The sequence below is a fragment of the Stenotrophomonas sp. SrG genome (assembly GCF_050031795.1).
Classification (GTDB): domain Bacteria; phylum Pseudomonadota; class Gammaproteobacteria; order Xanthomonadales; family Xanthomonadaceae; genus Stenotrophomonas; species Stenotrophomonas rhizophila_A.
Map to the genome: position 1 here is coordinate 1 of NZ_JBNBBE010000599.1, position 251 is coordinate 251.

At 63.7% G+C, this 251-nt stretch carries 1 protein-coding gene; it reads left to right on the forward strand.

Annotation, left to right across the window (positions count from 1 at the left end; genetic code table 11):
• A partial coding sequence (locus ACQG3P_RS20990; protein ID WP_426806133.1) for a gamma-glutamyltransferase occupies nt 1-251 on the forward strand: 251 nt, incomplete at both ends.

Below are 251 nucleotides of genomic sequence, written 5' to 3' on the forward strand. Positions count from 1 at the left end.
CGGTGCAGAAGCTGTCGCAGTACCCAGGCTTCAAGGAGCAGTTCACGATCTACGGGCATGCGCCGCGCAAGGGTGAGCTGTGGAAGAACCCGAACCTGGCCAACTCGCTGGAGCAGATCGCGCAGGGCGGCCGCGATGCGTTCTACAAGGGCGACTTCGCGCGCACGATCGGCACCTACTTCAAGGCCAATGGCGGTTACCTGAGCTACGACGAAATGGCCAGCCACCACGGCGAGTGGGTGGAGCCGGTG